This is a genomic window from Pseudonocardia cypriaca, assembly GCF_006717045.1.
GTDB lineage: Bacteria > Actinomycetota > Actinomycetes > Mycobacteriales > Pseudonocardiaceae > Pseudonocardia > Pseudonocardia cypriaca.
This window is the reverse complement of the sequence record NZ_VFPH01000001.1, coordinates 3,334,805-3,352,960: the sequence shown is the minus strand read 5'-3', so window position 1 is coordinate 3,352,960 and position 18,156 is coordinate 3,334,805. Positions and strand designations below refer to the sequence as shown.

The 18,156-nt window shown below is 73.8% G+C and carries 19 protein-coding genes; 8 read left to right on the top strand and 11 right to left on the bottom strand.

Annotated features, from left to right (window positions below; translation table 11 throughout):
• Position 1 precedes the first annotated feature (1 nt).
• Both FB388_RS15970 and FB388_RS15965 read right to left on the bottom strand, forming a co-directional pair.
• Positions 2-652 carry an AIM24 family protein gene (locus FB388_RS15970; protein ID WP_142101712.1) on the bottom strand — a complete coding sequence of 217 codons (651 nt, stop codon included), beginning with the start codon at positions 650-652 and terminating at the stop codon, positions 2-4.
• Positions 652-1,275 carry an AIM24 family protein gene (locus FB388_RS15965; protein ID WP_211361938.1) on the bottom strand — a complete coding sequence of 208 codons (624 nt, stop codon included), beginning with the start codon at positions 1,273-1,275 and terminating at the stop codon, positions 652-654. The genes FB388_RS15970 and FB388_RS15965 overlap by 1 nt, the downstream gene beginning before the upstream one ends.
• A 140-nt stretch (positions 1,276-1,415) precedes the next feature.
• Between FB388_RS15965 and FB388_RS15960 the strand changes: the two genes are divergently transcribed.
• Complete coding sequence (locus FB388_RS15960; protein ID WP_170225628.1) at positions 1,416-1,877, top strand: ATP-binding protein; 462 nt, start codon at positions 1,416-1,418, stop codon at positions 1,875-1,877.
• A gap of 26 nt (positions 1,878-1,903) precedes the next feature.
• Entirely contained in the window at positions 1,904-2,200 is a 297-nt protein-coding gene (locus FB388_RS15955; protein WP_142101708.1) for a hypothetical protein, read from the top strand.
• A 7-nt stretch (positions 2,201-2,207) separates the two neighbouring features.
• On the opposite strand, the gene FB388_RS15950 is transcribed toward FB388_RS15955, so the two are convergent.
• On the bottom strand, positions 2,208-3,656 hold the full coding sequence (locus FB388_RS15950; protein WP_142101706.1) for a pyridoxal phosphate-dependent decarboxylase family protein: 1,449 nt from the start codon (positions 3,654-3,656) through the stop codon (positions 2,208-2,210).
• Between the two features lie 991 nt (positions 3,657-4,647).
• Here FB388_RS15950 and FB388_RS15945 point away from each other — a divergent pair.
• Positions 4,648-5,859, top strand: a complete 1,212-nt coding sequence (locus FB388_RS15945) for an MFS transporter (protein WP_246121960.1) — start codon at positions 4,648-4,650, stop codon at positions 5,857-5,859.
• Between the two features lie 42 nt (positions 5,860-5,901).
• Positions 5,902-6,675, top strand: coding sequence for an SDR family NAD(P)-dependent oxidoreductase (locus tag FB388_RS15940; protein WP_142101705.1), 774 nt, complete (start codon positions 5,902-5,904; stop codon positions 6,673-6,675).
• A gap of 37 nt (positions 6,676-6,712) precedes the next feature.
• Here FB388_RS15940 and FB388_RS15935 read toward each other — a convergent pair whose 3' ends face one another.
• Together FB388_RS15935 and FB388_RS15930 are read right to left on the bottom strand one after the other, a co-directional pair.
• Positions 6,713-7,048 (bottom strand): histone-like nucleoid-structuring protein Lsr2, encoded by a 336-nt coding sequence (locus FB388_RS15935; RefSeq protein ID WP_142101703.1) that lies wholly within the window; start codon positions 7,046-7,048, stop codon positions 6,713-6,715.
• 189 nt (positions 7,049-7,237) lie between these two features.
• Positions 7,238-7,897, bottom strand: a complete 660-nt coding sequence (locus FB388_RS15930) for a hypothetical protein (RefSeq protein WP_142101689.1) — start codon at positions 7,895-7,897, stop codon at positions 7,238-7,240.
• A 17-nt stretch (positions 7,898-7,914) separates the two neighbouring features.
• Between FB388_RS15930 and FB388_RS39435 the strand changes: the two genes are divergently transcribed.
• Both FB388_RS39435 and FB388_RS15925 read left to right on the top strand, forming a co-directional pair.
• Positions 7,915-8,082 (top strand): hypothetical protein, encoded by a 168-nt coding sequence (locus FB388_RS39435; RefSeq protein ID WP_170225627.1) that lies wholly within the window; start codon positions 7,915-7,917, stop codon positions 8,080-8,082.
• Positions 8,083-8,328: 246 nt separating this feature from the next.
• Positions 8,329-9,867 carry an AMP-binding protein gene (locus tag FB388_RS15925; RefSeq protein ID WP_142101688.1) on the top strand — a complete coding sequence of 513 codons (1,539 nt, stop codon included), beginning with the start codon at positions 8,329-8,331 and terminating at the stop codon, positions 9,865-9,867.
• On the opposite strand, the gene FB388_RS15920 is transcribed toward FB388_RS15925, so the two are convergent.
• Complete coding sequence (locus FB388_RS15920) at positions 9,840-10,592, bottom strand: DUF899 family protein (RefSeq protein WP_211361937.1); 753 nt, start codon at positions 10,590-10,592, stop codon at positions 9,840-9,842. The genes FB388_RS15925 and FB388_RS15920 overlap by 28 nt on opposite strands.
• Positions 10,589-10,891 (bottom strand): ArsR/SmtB family transcription factor, encoded by a 303-nt coding sequence (locus tag FB388_RS15915; RefSeq protein ID WP_142101686.1) that lies wholly within the window; start codon positions 10,889-10,891, stop codon positions 10,589-10,591. Before FB388_RS15915 ends, FB388_RS15920 begins: the two co-directional genes overlap by 4 nt.
• A 105-nt stretch (positions 10,892-10,996) precedes the next feature.
• Here FB388_RS15915 and FB388_RS15910 point away from each other — a divergent pair, with 105 nt between their 5' ends.
• On the top strand, positions 10,997-11,326 hold the full coding sequence (locus FB388_RS15910) for a DUF3817 domain-containing protein (protein ID WP_142101684.1): 330 nt from the start codon (positions 10,997-10,999) through the stop codon (positions 11,324-11,326).
• A 146-nt stretch (positions 11,327-11,472) separates the two neighbouring features.
• On the opposite strand, the gene FB388_RS15905 is transcribed toward FB388_RS15910, so the two are convergent.
• Complete coding sequence (locus FB388_RS15905; RefSeq protein WP_246121959.1) at positions 11,473-12,507, bottom strand: helix-turn-helix transcriptional regulator; 1,035 nt, start codon at positions 12,505-12,507, stop codon at positions 11,473-11,475.
• Positions 12,508-12,594: 87 nt separating this feature from the next.
• On the opposite strand from FB388_RS15905, the gene FB388_RS15900 reads away from it, so the two are divergent.
• Positions 12,595-13,014: an ester cyclase gene (locus FB388_RS15900; RefSeq protein WP_142101680.1), complete on the top strand. Its 420-nt coding sequence runs from the start codon at positions 12,595-12,597 to the stop codon at positions 13,012-13,014.
• Here FB388_RS15900 and FB388_RS15895 read toward each other — a convergent pair.
• Genes FB388_RS15895 through FB388_RS15885 form a run of 3 tightly spaced genes read right to left on the bottom strand, consistent with a single transcriptional unit; the run spans position 13,011 to position 18,141 of the window.
• Positions 13,011-14,219, bottom strand: a complete 1,209-nt coding sequence (locus FB388_RS15895) for a trans-sulfuration enzyme family protein (RefSeq protein ID WP_142101678.1) — start codon at positions 14,217-14,219, stop codon at positions 13,011-13,013. The genes FB388_RS15900 and FB388_RS15895 overlap by 4 nt on opposite strands.
• A 9-nt stretch (positions 14,220-14,228) precedes the next feature.
• Positions 14,229-15,044 (bottom strand): SWIM zinc finger family protein, encoded by an 816-nt coding sequence (locus FB388_RS15890; RefSeq protein ID WP_142101676.1) that lies wholly within the window; start codon positions 15,042-15,044, stop codon positions 14,229-14,231.
• The gene (locus FB388_RS15885; RefSeq protein ID WP_142101674.1) at positions 15,037-18,141 is read right to left on the bottom strand and encodes a DEAD/DEAH box helicase; all 3,105 of its coding nucleotides are present in this window, start codon (positions 18,139-18,141) and stop codon (positions 15,037-15,039) included. The genes FB388_RS15890 and FB388_RS15885 overlap by 8 nt, the downstream gene beginning before the upstream one ends.
• Positions 18,142-18,156 lie beyond the last annotated feature (15 nt).

Genomic DNA, 18,156 nt, shown 5'->3' with positions numbered 1-18,156 from the left:
ATCACACCTTCTGCTCGGACGCCTGGACGTAGACGGTGCCGCTGCCGGTCAGCTTCAGCTGGATCGCCTCCCCGGACCCGCGGCCGACGGCGTCGCGCCAGCTCGCGTTCACGGCGATGTCGGCGTTCACCTGCCCGACGTGCGCGACGTAGGCCTGCGGGTCGACCGTGGTGGGCCGGCCGGGCTGCACGGGCAGCGCGATGGTGCCCCCGTGCGAGAGCACCGCGACCGGGCCGACGCCGTGGAGCTGGGTGGTGAACATGCCCTGCCCCGTGACGGCGCCGCGCACGGCGCCGCGGATCCCGCCCTGCTGGCCGAGGAAGACCACGGTGGACTGCAGTGCCGCGTCGTGCGCCACGAGCCGATCGGCCTCCACCGACAGCGGCCCCGACCCGTCGAGCTCGACGAGCGTGACGTACATGCCGCGGAAGCCGTAGTACACGGTGCCGCTGCCCTTGGCGACCATCAGCGACACCTGCTCGCCCCGCACCATGCGGCCCGCCATGCCGCCGACGCCGCCCTGCCCGGTGTGGACCGGGGCGAAGCCGACGTCGCCGGTGTAGGCGAGCATGGCGCCGCGGCGGGCGAGCACCTCCGCACCCGGCGCCACCCCGGCGGCGACGACCTTCGGGTTGACCTGGCTGAACGGCACTACCGCTCCTCGGGCTGGACGTAGACGACGCCGGTGCCGTCGAAGCGCAGGGAGAACGCCTCGCCGGAGCTCTCGCCGACCAGGTTGCGCCACGACACGTCGGTGACGAAGGTCTGGTCGAGCCGGCCGCTGCTGGCGACGAACGCGTCCGGGTCGACCACCAGCGGGAACTGCGGGGAGACCTCCAGCGCGATGAGCGGCCCGCCCGCCGAGAGCAGCGCGACCGCGCCCGTGCCGGTGACGGCGGTGGTGAACAGCCCCTGCCCGGAGGACGCACCGCGCAGCCCGGCGAACGCGACGTCGGTGCGCAGGCCGTCGGAGATCGCGAGCAGCTGCTCGGACTCGACCTTGAGGGTGTCGCCGGCCAGCTCGACGACCACGACGTCCATCGCGTCCTTCGCGAACCACACCGTGCCCGTGCCGGAGCACTGCATCAGGGCGATCGACTCACCGGTTGCGCGACGCTTGAGCGCCGCCCGCAACCCGTCGCCCCCGCCCAGCCCGGCGTTGCGGAAGCCCACCTCGCCGGTGTACGCGATCATCGAGCCGGTGGCCGCCCGCACCGAGCCGCCCTGCAGGTCGACCTCGAGCACCCGTTGGCCGTTCAGCCGGAACCCGTGCACGCCGTGATCTTCACGGCGGCGTGTGAATGCCAGGTGAATGCTGCGCCCGCCGGTCTACGCTGCGCGACGAGCGGGCCACCGGCCGTATGCGAGCGGCCGATGACGTTTGCTTCTCCGGGGAGCCGTGGAACCTGGGTTGCATGGAGCTTTCGCGCCGGCCCGCCCCCGGCCGTATCGAGTTCGTGCACCGCAGCTGGCCCGCCGACCCGCACCAGCTCGCGGTGATCCGCCGAGAGCTCTCCGGCTGGCTCGCCCCCCTCGCCCTCACCGAGATGGAGGTCGCCGACGTCGTGCTCGCGGTCGACGAGGCCGCCGCCAACGCCGTGCGGCACGCGTACGGACCCGACGAGGCCGGCGTCGTCGAGCTCACGCTGTGGACCGAGGCGGAGACCACGGAGGCGGCGACCCTGTGCATCGAGGTCGTCGACCACGGCAGCTGGCGCCCGCCCTCCGACCAGCCGAGGGAGGGTGGCCGCGGGATCCCGCTGATGAGCCACATGGCCGAGTCGGTGCTCATCCGCTTCGACGACCGGGGCAGCCGAGTGCTCCTGCGGCACCGGATCCCCGACCGGGACGACGAGCGGGAGCGAGAGCAGGCCTGACACTCCCGAGCGGGTACCCCGGGGACATGGTGAAGCGGCATCGAGAGGGCAAGCCGCACCGCACGCGGGCCGACTACGAACGCGGCCTGCCCGACTACCACGACCCCACGGGTGGTTTCGGCGGCGCGGCCCCGACCTACAGCGCGCTCACGCTGCGGGCGGTGCTCGCGGCGTTCGGGCTCGTGTTCGCCGTCGGGGCGGCGTGGATCGGGTTCGCGAACGCGTTCCCGCTGCTCGGGTGGTCCATGGTGGTGCTCGCGGCGATCGCCCTCGTCGACCTGGGGTGGGTGCTCTACCGCAAGTGGCGGGGCGAGCCCGGCTAGCTCCCGGTTAGCTCCGAACGACCGAGGTGGCTTCGGCGCGCAGCCGGTCCCACAGCTCGTCGATGTGCTCGGCACGGGTGGTGACAGATCCGATCGCCACCCGGATGACGTAGCGCCCGCCGGCCACGGTGTGGGTGAGGAACGCCGCGCCTGAGGCGTTGACGCGGGCGAGCACCTCGCGGGTGGCGGCGTCGTCGGCCTCCGGGCCTGCGCCGGTGACCACCCGGAGGCAGACCAGCGCGAGCGACGGCTCGGAGGCCAGCTCGAACGCAGGGTCGGCGCGCACCCGGTCGGCGAGCTTGGCGGCGAGCGCGACGTGCTCACGGATGTGGGACCGCAACCCCGACAGCCCCGTGCCGTGCACCACGGCCCACAGCTTGAGCGCCCTGAACCGGCGTCCCAGCGGCACCTGCCAGTCCCGGTAGTCGACCACCTGCCCGGACTCCGACGCGGCGTTGCGCAGGTACTCCGGAGCGATCGAGAGCGCCGCCGGGAGCGCGGCACCGTTGCGCACCCACAGCAGCGAGGCGTCGAACGCGGTCAGCAGCCACTTGTGCGCGTCCGTCGAGAGGGAGTCGGCGAGCTCGACGCCGTCGAGGAGGTCGCGGAACTCCGGGCACAGCGCGGCCACACCGGCCCATGCCGCGTCCACGTGCACCCAGACCCCGTGCTCGCGGGCGGCCTCGGCCACCCCGCGCACCGGGTCGACCGCACCCGTGCCGGTGGTGCCGACGGTCGGGCAGACGAGCACCGGCCGCAGCCCGGCCGCGACGTCCGCTTCGATGGCCGCGGCGAGCGCGTCGGGGCGCATCCCGAGCGATCCCGGGGTGGTGTCGACGGTGCGCAGGGCCCGGGCGCCGAGCCCGGCGACGCGCGCGGCCTTGGCCAGGGAGGAGTGGGTCTCGGCCGTGACGTAGACGCGCTCGTCGCCGGTGACGCCGGCCTCCCGCCACTGCGGGTCGGCCCGGTGCAGCGCGGCGAGCAGCGCCACCAGCGCGCCGGACGAGGCCGAGTCCTGGATGCAGCCACCTCCGCCACCGGCGAACGTGAACGCGGGATCGAGGCCGAGCGCCGCGGCGAACCCGTCCATGAGGACCTGTTCCACCTCGGTGGCGGCGGGCGAGGTGGACCACAGCATCCCCTGCGCCCCCAGCGCGCCCGAGAGCATGTCGCCGAGCAGGGAGTGCAGGGAGGCGTTCGCGGGGAAGTAGCCGAAGAACCGCGGGTGCTGCCACAGCGTGCTCGCCGGCACCACGACCCGGTCGACGGTGTCGAGCAGCGCGTCGAGGGGCGCGGGGTCCTCGGGCAGCGACGCCGGGAGCTGCCCACGCACCCAGCCCGGGTCCACGCCGGGCTGCACGGGCAGCGCGTCGAGCCCGGCGCGGTGGTCGGCGATCCAGTCGACGACGGCGTGGCCGAGCCTGCGGAACTCCTCCGGATCGAGATCGGCGGTCACGTCGGCCACGCTAGCTTCCCGGCGGTGGAGCAGAGGCCCGCCTCCGACCGCAGAACGAGAAGCGCCGGGCCTCCTCGGTCAGGGCTCCGGGTTCAAGGCCTCCTGTCTCTAGGTCTGCCTTGTCAGGGCCTCCTGGCGGCGCCGCGCATTGTGCGGGGCCGCCCCTCACAGCTCAAGGGCGCTGCGCGTCGCTCCGCGAGCGCTTCGCGCCCCTTGACCTGTGAGCCTCTACGGCCCCTTGAGGGCAGCTGTGCGGGCAGGCCCAAGGGCCTGCCCTCTTGGTGCGCGGCGCCGCCAGGAGGCCGGTCTCGGGCATCTTCTTGTCGTCGTGCATCTGGTTTGGGCTCGCGCACCTCTTGTCGGTCCACGCTGCCGGTCGACGGGCCGCGCGGGCCGAGAACGAGTGCGTGAACCTTGCGGATCACCGCGAGCAGTACCTGACGGCCTCGCCCGCGACGCTGGCTGTCGTGACACTGACGGCCTCGCCCGCGACGCTGGCGTGCTCCTCGCGCCGATCAGCCTGGCCGCGTCCTGGCTCCCGCCCCATGATCGGCGGTTCGGCGCGTTCCCGGCTTGTTTTCGCCGTTTTCGCACCGAAGCCGTGATCATGGTGTGAGACCGCCTTCGGTGGCGCCGCGCGCCGAAGGGGCTGGCCTGTGGCCTGCCCGCGAAGCGGGCCCGGAGGGGTCGTAGAGGCTCACGGGTCAAGGGTCGCGTAGCGATCGCGGCAGCGACGCGGAGCGCCCTTGAGGCGTGAGGGGCGGCCCCGCACGATGCGCGGCGCCACCGAAGGCCGGGTAGGGGTGGGCCTGGACAGGCGCGGCGCCACCGAAGGCCCGGTGGAGGTTGGGCCTGAAGGCCGGGTATGGGTGCGCCCCGGTGTCTCGATGCGGGCAGGCGCTGAGGCGCCGTCCCTACTCGACACCGGGAGTGGCAGGACTCACGTGCGGTCCCGGCAGCGGATCGCGCCGTCGCGGCGCATGGTCGGACGGTGACTGGCGAGACCGGCGCGACGACGGGCCGAACCGGTGAGCGGACCCGCCTGCGCCTGCTGCAGATGACCGGGCTGACCAGCAGCTGTGACCGCTTCTCCCTCGCGCCGCTGATCGTGGTCATCGGCATCGACCTGCGGGCGCCGCTCGTGGCCGTGATCGCCGTGGCGAGCGCCTACTACCTCGCCTACGGCCTGATGCAGCCCGTCTGGGGGCTGGTGAGCGACCGCATCGGGCGCGTCCGCGTCATGCGGGTGGCGCTCCTCGGTGCGGCGCTGGCCGGCTTCGCGTCGGCCCTCGCCCCGAACCTGCTGGTCCTGGGCATCTCGCGCACGGTGGCGGCCGCCTGCGTGGCCGCGCTGGTGCCGGCCACGCTCGTGTACGTGGGCGACATGTGGCCGGCGCAGGTGCGGCAGCGCCCCCTCGCGGAGGTCCTCACCGCGTCGTCGCTCGGCACGGCACTCGCGACGGCCGGTGCGGGGGTGGCGGCAGAGCTGGTCGGGTGGCGCGTCGTGCCGGCCGTGACCGGTGCCGCCGCCGCCGTCCTGTGGGTGGCACTGCGACGGCTGCCCGAGCCCGAGCGCGAGCCGGTGACCAGCAGCCCGCTGCGCTCCATCTCCACCGTGCTGCGCCACCGGTGGGCGCTCGCCGTGCTCGCGCTGGTGCTCGTCGAGGGCGCGGTCGTGCTCGGCGTGCTGACCTACCTGGCGCCCGCGGTGCAGGCACTCGGTTCGTCGGCGGCCATCGCCGGGCTGGTCGCGGCGTCGTTCGGGGCCGGCGCCGTCGTCCTGTCGCGCGTGGTCCGGCTCCTGGTCGGACGCCTGTCGGCGACCGGGCTCGCCGCCGCCGGTGCGGCCATGCTCGTCGCAGGCTGGACGCTGCCCGCCCTGACGGTGTCGATCCTCACGGTGACCGTCGGCGGCGTGCTGGTGGGCGGCTCGTGGGCGTTCCTGCACACGACCCTGCAGAGCTGGGCGACGGAGGTCGTGCCGGGGGAGCGGGCGACGATGATCGCGCTCTTCGCGGCCCTGCTGTTCCTGGGCGGCTCGGTCGGCACCGCGGTTCTCGCGCCGCTAGCCGACGCCGCCGCGTTCGACACGGTGTTCCGGGCTGCGGTGGCGGTGTCGGTGCCCCTCGCCGTCGCCGCCGTGCTCGCCCGGCGGCGCTACGGCGACCGGGGGGCGGCCGGTCCGGTCCCTGCCGCCGAGTGACGGTGGTATGACAGGGCCGGTCGATCACGAGAGGCAGGAACTGTGGACATCACGAACGGGGTTGCGCTGGTCACCGGTGGGGCGTCCGGGCTGGGGCTCGCCACCGCGAAGGTGCTGAGGGCGGCGGGCGCACAGGTCGTGATCCTGGATCTGCCGAGCTCCGCGGGCGCCGAGCGCGCCGGGGACCTCGGTGACGGGGTGCGCTTCGCCGCGGCCGACGTCCGCAGTGAGGCCGACGTGGCCGCCGCCCTCGACGTCGCCGCGGAGCTGGGGCCGCTGCGGGTGGCGGTGAACTGCGCCGGAATCGGCCCCGCGCATCGGACGGTAGGACGGGGCGGCCCGTTCCCGCTCCCCGACTTCGCGCGCGTGATCGAGATCAACCTGATAGGTACGTTCAACGTGATCCGGCTGGCCGCCGAGCGGATGATGCGCCTCGACCCGATCGGCGGCCCCGACGGCGATGAGCGGGGCGTGATCGTCAACACCGCCTCGGTGGCGGCGTTCGACGGCCAGATCGGTCAGGCCGCATATTCGGCGTCGAAGGGCGGCGTGGTGGGGATGACCCTTCCGATCGCGCGCGATCTCGCGGGCGCTCGAATCCGCGTGATGACGATCGCGCCCGGGTTGTTCGACACGCCGTTGCTCGCGGGCGCATCGGACGAGGTGCGCGCCTCGCTGGGCGCGCAGGTGCCGCACCCCGCCCGACTGGGAGATCCCGCGGAGTACGCCGCGCTCGTGGCGCACATCGTTGCGAATCCGATGCTCAACGGTGAGGTCATCCGGCTCGACGGCGCAATCCGGATGGCCCCGCGCTGAACGGGCTGATGCCTGGCTGATGTGAGCAGCCGATGCCTCAGTGTGACTTGTGGTAGGCCTCGAGCACGTTGGACGGGATCCGGCCCCGCTCGGAGATCTTCATGCCCTGCTCCTGGGCCCATTCCCGAATGGCCTGGTTCTGCTCCCGGTCGGTGCTGGGCCGCGCGGTGGCGACGGCGCCACCCGAACGGCGGCGTCCACCCGTGCGACGAGCTGCGGAAATGAAGGGCGCGAGGGCCTCGCGCAATCTGGCGCTATTGGCGGAGGACAGGTCGATCTCGTACGCCTTGCCGTCCATCGCGAACTCGACCTGCTCGTCGGCGACGCTGCCGTCCAGGTCGTCGACCAGGGTGACGGTCGTCTGCTTGGCCACTTGATGCTGCCTTTCATAACTGCTCCGGCACACCTGAGAACCCGCTGGGCGGGCTTCCGGTGGCGGAGAAGGGTGGGCACTAATTTCGGGATCGATGATAAAGGAGTCCGGCGTGCATTGTCGATCCGGGTCCGATCCATGGGTGTGTCGAGGCCGGAATGGATCGTGCGCGCCCGGGAAAGGGGAGCCTCAGGGCGTGGCGGGGGCGGGCGGCAGCTTCACGGCGATCTCACCGCCGAGCCGGAACCCGGGCGCGAGGTCGAGATCGTCGCCGCTCCAGAACCGTCCTGGATCGAACCAGTCCGGGCTGCGATCCGGCGGCAATAACCCCATCTCCTGGTAGGTGAGGGCCACGACCTCCGCGCAGTAAGCGCTCTCCAATCCGGCATCGGTTTCGGGCTTGTGCCTGCGGAATGCGGCGGGCAGCCGCCCGCGCAGCCACCGCCCGGCCAGCCGGGCCGTCGACGGGAACGGGGTGCCGTCCAGCCGGGCGACCGCCCGCAGCGCACCGTCCTCCTGCACACGATCGACCGGCCCCTCGAGCTGGCGCAGCCAGGCCCGCTGCCCGTACCGATGGCCCCACTGCAGCACCGCGTCGCGCAGGTCGTGCAGCTGCACACCGCGGTGGCGGGCGCCCGTCCAGGCGTCGGGGAGCGCCCGGCCCAGCTCGGCGTGCCACATGAGCGGCGGCAGGTCGTCCACGACGAGGGCCATGCCGACGTGGTTCACCGGCGCGTTGGTGACGCCGCGAATTGCGCGGTCGGCCCGGGAGGAGCCGCGGAAGAGCCAGATGTCGCCCGTGCGCACCAGCTCGCACGCTTCGTCAAGGGTGATCGGCGCGCCCGGCACCCCGCTAAGTTAATGGCGTGCGCCTCTGGAAGCTGCTCGGACTCGCCGGGCTCGCCGGTGTCACCGCCACCGGTGTCGTCATCGCGCGGCGGGAGCGGCAGCGGCAGGCGTACACACCGGAGGAGGTACGGGCCCGGCTGCACGAGCGGGTGGCGGCTCTTGAGGAGCCACCTCCGCCACGCTGAGCTGCGAGGGCGGGCAGACCCAGCCGCAGCGGGTGTGGTCCCAGTAGCAGCGGCGGTCGTGGCGGTGCCACGGCTCGGCGAGGAAGTCGGTACTCATGTCGGTCCCTTCGACGGCGGGGAGTCCCGCCGCACGTGCGTGCCTGCTCGCCCCGGGCGGCGCGGGCGTTACCGCTCGTCAGGAGCCGTGACGACCGCTGCCTGATACGAGGAGGGGCACCGTCGCGTCCGGAGGGAGATAGTGGCCGGATGGAGCTCTCGTTCGAGCCGCTGACGCCGGTGTCGTTCCTCGATCGGGCCGCGGCCGCGCACGGCGACCGGGTCGCCGTCGTCGACGGAGACCGCCGTTTCAGCTACGGGCAGCTGCACGAGCGCTGCCGGCGCCTGGCCGGCGCGCTCGCCCCGCTCGCCGCGGGCCGCCCGGTGGCGGTACTGGCGCCGAACACCCACGTGCTGCTCGAGGCGCACTTCGGGGTGCCGTGGGCGGGGGTGCCGCTGGTCGCGATCAACACGCGGCTGGCGGCGGCGGAGATCGCGTACATCCTCGAGCACTCGCGGGCCTCCGTGCTCGTCCACGACCCGGTGTTCGACGTGGTGGTCGCCGAGGCAGTGGCGGGGCTCGCCGACCCGCCGTTGCTGGTGCCGGTGGGGGAGCGCTACGAGGAGTTGCTCGCCGTGGCCACCCCGCAGGCCGTCACACCGGCCGACGAGCGTGCGCTGCTCTCGGTCAACTACACGTCGGGGACGACCGGACGGCCAAAGGGCGTGATGTACCACCACCGCGGCGCCTACCTGCAGGCCCTCGCCATGGCCGCGCACACCGGGCTCTCACCGTCGGCGGTGCACCTGTGGACGCTGCCGATGTTCCACTGCAACGGCTGGTGCTTCCCGTGGGCGGTCACCGCGGCGGCCGGCACCCACGTGTGCCTGCCGAAGGTGGAACCGGAGGAGGTCTGGCGGCTGATCCGCGAGGAGGGCGTGACGCACCTGGAGGGCGCGCCGACCGTGCTCTCGATGATCGCGTACGCCGCGGCAGCGGCCCCGCTGGAACGCACGGTCCGCGTGGCCACCGGCGGGGCGCCCCCCACGCCCGCGATCCTGCGCCGGATGGGCGAGCTCGGGTTCGACGTCACGCACCTCTACGGGCTCACCGAGACGTTCGGACCGGCCATGATCTGCGACTGGCGGCCGGAGTGGAACGGCCTCGACGCCGCCGACCAGGCGCGGCTCAAGGCCCGCCAGGGCGTGGGGAACATGATCGCCTGCCGGGCCCGGGTGGTCGGGCCGGACGGCGGGGACGTCCCGGCCGACGGCGCGACGATCGGCGAGATCGCGCTGCGCGGCAACAACGTGATGCTGGGCTACCTGCACGACCCGGAGGCGACCGCCGCGGCGGCCCCCGACGGCTGGTTCCGCACGGGTGACCTCGGCGTCCTGCACCCCGACGGCTACGTGGAGCTGCGCGACCGGAGCAAGGACGTGATCATCTCGGGTGGCGAGAACATCGCGAGCGTCGAGGTGGAGCAGGTGCTCGCCGACCACCCCGCGGTGCTGGAGGCGGCCGTGGTGGCCGCGCCCGACGACCGGTGGGGCGAGGTCCCCGTCGCCTACGTCACCTTGCACGAGGGCGCGAGCGCCACCGCGGACGAGCTGCAGGAGCACGTCCGCGGGCGGCTGGCGCGGTTCAAGGCACCGAAGGCGGTGGTGTTCGGGCCGCTGCCCAAGACGTCGACCGGGAAGATCCAGAAGTACGTGTTGCGTCAGCGCACGGCCGGTTCCAGGGGGTAGGTGTTGTTCGGCTCCTGGTTGCCGCGTCCGGACGGGAGCAGGTCGAACAGGTTCCAGACCGGGCTCATGAGGTCCATCCCGCGCTCCGTGCCGTCCGGGAAGTCGGCCGGCTGCGTCGTGACGTGCCGGATCCGGCCCTCGGCGTCCTTCGCGTGCACGCTGAACGCCGGGAACAGCGCGCCGCGCGAGCCCGCGACCCCCAGCTCGTCGAGGAACGTCGTGCCGGCGGTCGAGACCAGCCGCACCCGCCGCCAGCCCCGGCTCCGGGCCCACGCGCGCAGCACGGGGAGCGGCGCAGGCGCCATGACGGCGAAGCCGGTGCGCTGGGTCAGGTGCCGTTCGACCCCGTCCAGACCATCGACGAACATCGAGCACGCGGCGCAGGCCTTCGTGTCCTCCGGGTGCAGCATCAGGTGGTAGATCACGAGCTCGTCGTGGCCCGCGAAGAGCTCGGACAGCCGGACCGGGCGCTCCGGTCCGTCGGCCGAGAGGTCGTCGGGCCCTTCGACGAACGTCCGGTCGGCCAGCTCCCCGCCGGGCGGGAGTGCGCGGCGTTGCGCGGCGACGGCCTCGATCCGGTCGCGCAGCTCCGCCTCGGCAGCCACCAGCTCCATGCGCGCCCGGCGGTACTCCTCGGAGGCCGACTCCGGCCACAGGCGCGCGGACTCGCCCTCCACGTGCAGCGTGATGCTCTTGAGTTCCGTCCACCATTCCGTTGTCGTCACGTCGTCTCCTCGTCGAGGGCCTGCTTCAGGGCGGTGAGCCGTGCGTCCCAGAACTCGCCGACGAACGCGTGCAGCTCTGCGAGCGCGTCGGGCCGGGCGCGGTAGAAACGCCGGGTGCCCTCGCGGCGCTCGGCGACGAGCCCGGCGCCGCGCAGCACGCGCAGGTGCTGCGACACCGTGGGGCGGGCGACGTCGGGGAACCGGCCGGCGATGGCGCCGGCCGTGAGTTCCTCGTCCCGCACGAGGCGGAGGATCTCCCGCCTGCGCGGTTCGACGAGGGCTTCGAGCACAGCCTGCATGAGGCAACTGTAGCTCAGTGCCTACGTAGGCCACAACCGACCAAAACGCTGTGTACTTCGACACCCGGCAAATGGGTAGCCGGGTGCGTCCGGCAGAGTGAAGGGGTGGCTGTCGTCTCCCCGTCCACCGGCGCGCTGGTGTTCCGCGTCGTCGCGATCGCCGAAGCGTGCTCGTGGGCCGGCCTGCTCATCGGGATGTTCTTCAAGTACGTCGTGGTGTTCGACGACATCGGTGTGAAGGTGTTCGGCCCGATCCACGGCGCGCTTTTCGTGGCCTACGTCGTCGTCACGCTCGTCGTCGCCCGCAGATTCGGCTGGCGGTTGCCGGCCACGCTGCTCGCGCTGGTCGCGAGCATCCCGCCGCTCGCCACGCTGTGGTTCGAGCGGCGCGCGAGTCGTCGCGGCATGCTGGCCGAGCCGGTGGCAGTCGCCTAGTGGAGCGGGCACAAGGGCGGGCCGTGCCCACCCGTGGCCGGCCGCCCCCCTCGGGGCCGGGCCGGGGCAGGCCGCCGGGCCCAACGGCCCCTCCCGGTCCGGGGCGGGTCAGGCGATGAGCGCGTGCGCGGGGTGACGTCCGCGCGCTAGTGCCCCCCGAGCATCAGCCCCACGAGGTCGCGCCTGCTGCGCACCCCGAGCTTGTCGAACACGTGCTTGAGGTGGTCCTGCACGGTGTGGGGCGAGATGTGCAGCGCGGTGGAGATCGCCCGTGTCGACGCCCCGCGCAGCACCAGCCGCGCCACCTCGGCCTCCCGCTGGGACAGGCCGGAGGCGGCCAGCCGGATCGTCACGGTCGCGCGTGGGGTGCACGGCTCGATGACGACGGCGACCCGTCCCGCGGCCGCCCCGTCCAGATGGGAAGCGTGCAGGGCCAGCCACGCCCCCGAGGCACCCCGCACCCGCGCGCTCGGGTCGGGCCGCTCGCTGCGCAGGGCGGCGACGACCGCGTACACGACCGCGGGCAGCGGGAGGTGCGGGGCGGGTTCGAGCTGCTCCAGCAGCGCTGCGGCCTCCGGGGTGGTGGCGACGACGCCCAGGTCCGCGGCGAGGACCAGCACACCCGGTCGGGGATCAGCGGCGGCGGGCGCCGCATGCAGCAGCACCGACTGGCGGAACGCGTGCGCGATGTGCGGCCCCACGCGGGCGAGGACCGCCGCCTCGGCCGCCGTGAAGCCCAGCGGGTGGTCGGTGCGGTGCAGGCAGAGGTAGCCCCAGCAGCCCCCGCCGGTCGTGAGGGCGGCGCGCAGCTCGTCGCCGAGCCCGGCCGGACGCATGATGTCGCGGTAGCGCTCGCTCGACCAGCGGTCCCCCCGGGTCGCCGCGTCGAGCGACGACACGTGGCCGGCGGCGGTGGCGAGCGTCGCGAACTTGTTGACGTCCTGCGCGCCGAACTCGTTGTCGAGGTACAGCGCCGTGGCGGCGTCGAGGGGCTCCTCGGCGTACGCGCTGGTGAAGAGCAGCGTCTCCGGATCGGCCGTGGCGAGGAAGGCCGCGTCCAGCGGGATCAGGCGCCGCAACACCCGCAGCACCCCCGTCCGCAGCGCGGGGAGGTCCTGGCCGCTGTGGCACAGCCGGACGAGCTCGCGCTCCGCCCGTGCGGCGCCCGGTGCCGGGCTCACGGCGGAAGTGTCCGCCTGCGGGAGGGGGTGGCGGAACCCCACATCGCTGGGATGGTCCCGCGCGCGGCCGCGCCCCACCCTTCCGGCATGGAGAACCGGAACAAGGAAATCGTCGAGGCGTTCATCCATGAGCTCTTCACGAAGGGCGACCTCGACGCCGTCGACCGCTACGTGCACCCAGACTGCGTCGTCCACGACCCGCCGGTCCCCGATGCGCCGTCCGGCGCGGAAGGCTTCCGACGAGCCGCGGCCATGTTCCGGCAGGCGCTGCCGGACTGGCACAGCGACCTCCTCCAGCTCGTCGCCGAGGGCGACACGGTGGTCGAGCGGTTCCGCGCGAGCGGCACCCACACCGGCGGGCCGCTGATGGGCGTGCCGGCCACCGGTCGCACGCTCGTGCTCGACGGCATCAACATCTTCCGCATCGAGGACGGCCGGATCGTCGAGCGCTGGGGCCGGCTCGACCAGCTGGGACTGCTGCGCCAGCTCGGGCTGGTGCCGGACTAACAGGCACCCACCGTCGCCGTGAGGGCCTGGTCGAGATCGGCGACCAGGTCCCGCGGATCCTCCAGGCCCACGGAGAACCGCAGGTGCCCGTACCGGCGGAAATCCTCCGGATAGTAGCGGGCGCGCTCGTCGTCGCCGGAGACGTGCACGACCAGGGACTCGTCGTGCCCGAGCGACACCGCCGACGTGATCACGCGCAGGGCCGCGACGAACCGGTTCTGCGTGTCGGCGTCGCCGTCGACGGCGAACGCGAGCATGCCGCCGAACCCGCCGTCCAGCGTGCGGGCGGCGAGCGCGTGCTGCGGGTGCGACGCGAGCCCGGGGTAGGCCACGTACGCCACCCGCGGGTCCCGGTCGAGGAACTCGGCCACCGCCTGCGCGCCCGCGCAGTGCGCCCGCATCCGCAGGGGCAGCGTCACCGATCCACGCATGATCAGCCAGGCGTTGAAGGGGCTGATCGCCCCACCGACGTTCACCATCGCGTCCCGGCGCACGTCATCGACCAGCGCCGTTCCGGCCGCCCCGCCGCCGATGAGGGCACCGCCCATCGCGTCGCCGTGGCCGTTGACGTACTTCGTGAGCGAGTGCACGACGACGTCCGCGCCGAGGGCGAGCGGGCGCTGCAGCACGGGCGTGGCGAACGTGGCGTCCACCGAGAGCAGGGCGCCCGCGGCGTGCGCCAGCTCGGCGACGGCGGCGACGTCGGTGATCCGGGTGGTCGGGTTGGCGGGGGTCTCGACGTGGACGAGGCGGGTCTCCGGCCGGATCGCCGCCGCCACCGCGTCCGGGTCGGAGGAGTCGACGAGCGTGGCCGTGATCCCGTACTTCGCGGGGAGCAGCTCGGTGAGCAGCCGGTACGTGCCCACGTAGGTGTTGTCGGAGCAGACCACGTGGTCGCCGGAGCGCAGCGCGGCGAAGAACAGCCCGTGGATGGCGGCCATCCCACTGGCGAGCGCCACCGCGGCGTCCCCGCCGTCGAGCGCGGCGAGCTTCTCCTCGAGCCAGCCCTGGTTCGCACCGCCGTTGCGGGTGTAGAGGGGCGTGCCGGTGCCCGACCAGGACAGCTCCGACGGGTCATCGGGCAGGGCGTAGGAGTTGGCCATGACCAGCGGGCGGCGGATCGCCCCGCTCCCGGCGTCGACGGCGTTGCCGGCGTGGACGGCGAGCGTGGCCAGGCGAGGGACGTCACGGTGCGGTGAGGACACGCGTCCTTTCTAGATCTCGGTGCCCAGCGCGCGGTAGGCCGGGCGCAACAGCTCCGCGACCTGCTCGCCGCGGATCTCGATCGGGAACGGCGGCACCTGGTCGAGCAGCGCGTCCGGCGGGGTGCGTGGCCCGGCGAGCTGCTCGGGCAGGTCGCCTGCCACCCAGAACCGGTCCATCGCCTCGACGAGGTCCTCCCCGTGCGCCGGGGGCGGCGCCGCGGAGCGGCGGGTGCGCAGCTCGTCCAGGAGGGCCTCGCGGTGGCGCCCGCGCATCGCGAGGATCTGGAACGGGTCGGCGTCGAACCGCTCGGCGAGCACGTAGCAGACGGCGGCGAGGTGCTTGCACGGCACGGCGAAGTCGGGGCAGCTGCAGTCCATCGCCAGGTCGCGCTCGTTGGCCGGGAAGAGCGAGAGCCCCACGGCCTCGAACACGCGCTCGATGTCACGGGGCATCTCCCCGTTGAGCAGGGCCGCGGCGTACGAGGCTTCCTCGGCGAGCGCCTGTGCCACCGCCGCCCACTCCGCCTTGCCGAACGCCGGCACGCCCAGCCGCACCTGGTACGGCTGCGGCCGCGAGCCCTGGACCTGCGCTACGGCGCCGCCCACGTCGATGTCGAGGGAGACGATCTGCCCGGCGCGTGCATAGCTGCGGCCCCGGGACAGGCGCCCGCCCACGCCGAGCGACTCGAGCACCGAGAGGAAGCGTTGCGACCACCAGGTGCGGGCCACCTGGCCCCGGGTGCTGTTGATCTGGATGCCGCCCTCGACCTTGCGCGGGCGGGTCGGTTCGGCGTCGCGCCACCAGAACGGATCGGGATCAGGCATCGTCCGCCGCCTCCTCGAGGGCCTCGCCGCCGAGCGTGAACAGCTCGCGCAGCGACTCGGTGGACAGCTCCGTGAGCCAGCCCTCGCCGTCGCCGACGACCATGGAGGAGAGCGCCTTCTTCTTGGTGATCAGCTCGTCGATGCGCTCCTCGACGGTGCCGGGGCACACGAACTTGCGGACCTGCACGTTGCGGCGCTGGCCGATGCGGAAGGCGCGGTCGGTGGCCTGGTTCTCCACGGCCGGGTTCCACCAGCGGTCGAGGTGGATGACGTGGTTGGCCGCGGTGAGCGTGAGGCCGGTGCCGCCCGCCTTGAGCGAGAGCAGCATGATCGGCGGGCCCTCGCCGGCCTGGAACCGGGTGACCATCTCGTCGCGCCGCTTCTTCGACGTGCCGCCGTGCAGGAACGCGACGTCGGTGTCGAAGCGCGCCGACAGGTGCGGGACGAGCATGTGGCCGAACTCGGTGAACTGCGTGAAGCACAGCACGCGGTCGCCCTCGTCCAGGATCTCGGCGAGGATCTCCTCCAGTCGGATGATCTTGCCGGAGCGCCGGCCGACGGGGGAGCCGTCGTGCAGCAGCTGAGCGGGGTGGTTGCAGACCTGCTTGAGCTTGGACATCGCGGCGAGGACGTTGCCGCGTCGCTCGATGCCCTCGGAGTCCTCGATCTTCTCCAGCATGTCGTCGACGACGGTGCGGTAGAGCGACGCCTGCTCGCGGGTGAGCCGGTAGTGCTGGGTGACCTCGATCTTGTCGGGCAGGTCGTCGATGATTGTGGGATCGGTCTTGACCCGGCGCAGCAGGTACGGGCGGGTGACGCGGCGCAGCAGGGTGGCCGCTTCCGTGCTGCCGTGGCGCTCCACCGGGATCGCGTAGCGGATGCGGAAGGCGTCGGCCGAGCCGAGCAGGGCGGGGTTGAGCACGTCCATGATCGACCACAGCTCGGACAGCCGGTTCTCCACCGGGGTGCCGGTGAGCGCCACCCGGTGCTCCGCGGTGAACCGGCGCACGGCACGCGCGTGCGTGGCGCGGCTGTTCTTCACGGCCTGCGCCTCGTCGAGCACGAGCCGCCGCCACGCCACCTGGGCGAGGTCGTCGCCGTCGCGGGCCGCGGTGGCGTAGGTGGTGACCACGAGGTCGGCCTCGGCGACGGCGGCGACGAGCTCCTCGCCGTGGGCGCGGCCGGCGCCGTGGTGGGCGAGCACGCGCAGGTCGGGCGCGAACTTCGCGGCCTCCCGCTGCCACGTGCCGACCAGCGACATCGGGCAGACCAGCAGTGTGGGCGCGCGCCTGTCCTGCGCCCGCTCGTAGGCCTCCAGGGCGAGCATCTGGACGGTCTTGCCCAGGCCCATGTCGTCGGCGAGGCACGCGCCGAGCCCGAGCGCGGACAGGAACGCCAGCCACGACACGCCCCGCTGCTGGTAGGGGCGCAGCTGGGCCCGGAAGCCCTGCGGCGGCTCGATCGGGGTGATCGACCGCTCCGCCGTGCCGGCGAGCAGCTCACCGATCCAGCCGTCGGCCCGGATGTCGGTGACGGGGAGCGGGAGGTCGTCGCCGTCGTCCCAGCCGTCCCAGTCGTCCGGGTGGCGCTGGGCGAGCGCGAGCACCTCGGCGGCGGTGGGCGCGCCCGCGTCGCGACGGCTCCTCGCGCGCCGCAGGAACTCCAGGCCCTTGCGCAGCCGCTCGGCGTCGACGCTCACCCAGCGGCCGCGCAGCCGCACCAGCGGCGCCTTGGTGGCGACGAGCTCGCTGATCTCCTCCTCGGAGAGCTCCTCGTCGCCCACCGCGATCGACCAGCGGAACTCCGCCAGCTGCTCGCGGCCGAGGCCGCTGCGGGTGAGCACGCGGTCGGCCGGGGTGCTGCGGGCGGAGAGGGTGAGCCCCACCCGGCGCGCGCCGTCCCAGCCGCTCGGCAGCTGCACGCCGAACCCGGCCTCGACGAGCAGCGCGGCGCGGGTGGTGAGGAACTCGTGGGCGTCGTCGACGGTGAGGTCGAGGTGGTCGGGGCGGGCCTGCCGCAACGCCCCGGCCAGAGTCGGGTACACCAGGGCCGCCCGGCCCAGCTCGGCGAGCAGCAGCTCCTGCGGCTCGGCGAGCAGCCGCTCCGCGCCGCCCGCCCACACCTGCGCGGCCGGCACGAGCAGGCTCGGGTCGGTGGTGGACTGCAGCAGGAACTCGAGCACCCACCGGGTGCCTTCGCCGGTCTGGTCGAGCGTGTCGGGCCCCGGGTCCGATGGGTCGTGCAGCGTGCTGATCTCGGAGAGCCGGAAGCAGGCGCGGCCTTCCCCGGTGGCCCCGGTGCCGACGGTGTCCCACTCGGCGACCGCGTCGTCGAGGGCGGAGAGCTCCGTGAGGGGGACGGTGTCGTCGATCCGGCCGTCGGCGGTGAGCAGGGCGGCGAGCCACGCCTCGGTGGCCGGTGGCGGGCCGGACCGCGGTGGCACCAGCGTGACGGGCTGCGAGGCGCGGGCCAGCCGGTCGCGCACGGCGGCGTCGGTGAGGGCTTCCAGGGCGTCGGCGACCAGGTCGTGGGGATCCGGGCCGGCGTCCGGCGCGACCGCTTCCGCCCGTCCGACCGGCGGCAGCGCACCCACCAGCGCGTCGAACGTGACGGCGTCGAGCCCCTGCACCACCGGGCGCCACCGGGCGAACGCCCGTCCCCCGTGGCGGCGCAGGGTGGGCAGCACGCGCCCGCGGGCGGCGAGGTCGGCTGCCAGGGCGGCCACCGCCCGCAGGTGGGTGACGGATGCGCCGTAGCGCGCCTCGTCGGCCGGGTCCTCCAGCTCGGCGGCGTCGACGACGAGTGCGGGCACCGTCCACGCGCGCAGCACCGGGCCGCCCTTCGGCGACGCCGGCCGACCTCCGCTGCGCACCAGCTCCGGCGAGGCGAGCGGGCCGCCCGGGCGCGAGGGCAGCAGGAGCGTGGCGTTGGCGGGCTTGCCCGGGTGCAGCGCCGCGAGCGCGGACACCGGCGCCGCGAACGGGTGGGGCCGCGCGGGGCGCAGCGACCGGCCCGACGAGCCGGTGGGCCGATCGCCGTCCTCGGCCCAGAGCAGTACCCCCCGGCCCGGGGACCAGAGGGCGTGGACGGCGAGCACGGGATCAGGCTACGG

Coding starts and splice junctions, on each gene's coding strand:
- FB388_RS15960 (WP_170225628.1), top strand. CDS start 1,416: ATGGAGCTTTCGCGCCGGCCCGCCCCCGGCCGTATCGAGTTCGTGCAC.
- FB388_RS15955 (WP_142101708.1), top strand. CDS start 1,904: ATGGTGAAGCGGCATCGAGAGGGCAAGCCGCACCGCACGCGGGCCGAC.
- FB388_RS15925 (WP_142101688.1), top strand. CDS start 8,329: ATGGAGCTCTCGTTCGAGCCGCTGACGCCGGTGTCGTTCCTCGATCGG.
- FB388_RS15915 (WP_142101686.1), bottom strand. CDS start 10,891: ATGCAGGCTGTGCTCGAAGCCCTCGTCGAACCGCGCAGGCGGGAGATC.
- FB388_RS15900 (WP_142101680.1), top strand. CDS start 12,595: ATGGAGAACCGGAACAAGGAAATCGTCGAGGCGTTCATCCATGAGCTC.
- FB388_RS15890 (WP_142101676.1), bottom strand. CDS start 15,044: ATGCCTGATCCCGATCCGTTCTGGTGGCGCGACGCCGAACCGACCCGC.